Here is an 860-nt window from a genome sequence, read left to right on the forward strand (position 1 = left end):
CACCTGGTCGCTGGCCGCGGCGGCGTCGCTGCTGCTGGCGGCGGGCGTGGGGCTCGGCCGCTGGTGGGAGGGGCGCGCCCAGGCGGACGCGCCGTCCGTCGCCGCGGCCGTCCCCGCCGTCGCGCCGGCCGAGTCGCTGGCGCCTTCGAGCCCGCCGTCGCCGACGACGCTGGCGCAGGCGTTCGACGCCGCGCCCGACGCCGCGACGTCCGACGTCGCGCCGATCGCCGACCGCGCGGCGACGCGCGAGGTGGCGGCCGCGTCGGCGGTCGCGTCGGCGGCCCGCGCGCCGCGCGCCGCCCGCCGGACGCGCGACGAGGCGGCGAGCACGCTCGCCTACGACGTCACCACGATCCGCCACCTGACCGCGGTCGAGGCGCTGCTCGTCTCGTACCGCGCCGACCCGCTCGACTCGCTCGCCGACGCCCGCGTGGCGCAGTGGGCGCGCACGCTCCTGTCGGACACGCGGCTCCTGCTCGACTCCCCCGCGGCCAGCTCGCCGGTGCGGCGGCGGCTGTTCGAGGACCTCGAGCTGGTGCTGGTGCAGATGGCGCGGCTCGCGCCCGCCGACTCCACGGCCGTCGGGCCGGCGCAGCTGCGCCGGGAGCGCGAGGAGCGCGCGCTCATCGACGGCACCATGCGCGACGCGCAGGTCCTGCCGCGTCTCCGCCGCGCGATCCCCGCGGGGGTGGGCTCGTGAAGACACCACCGAACGCCCCCGCGTCGTCCCCTTCGTTTCCCCCCCTCCGTCCGGAGATGCCCGTCATGAAGTCCCTGCGCCTCCTCACCCAGCTCGGCGCCTCGCTCGCCGGCGGCGGCGCGCCGGCGCCCGCGGCGGCCGTCCCGCGCGCGCCCGACCC

At 80.0% G+C, this 860-nt stretch carries 1 pseudogene; it reads left to right on the plus strand.

Annotated elements, in window-relative coordinates:
* Positions 1-700 (plus strand): annotated as a pseudogene (locus PYV61_RS26025) (hypothetical protein); the annotation flags it as partial.
* Between the last annotated feature and the right edge of the window lie 160 nt (positions 701-860).

Source organism: Roseisolibacter sp. H3M3-2 (assembly GCF_029211165.1).
In the GTDB taxonomy this organism is placed as follows: domain Bacteria; phylum Gemmatimonadota; class Gemmatimonadetes; order Gemmatimonadales; family Gemmatimonadaceae; genus Roseisolibacter.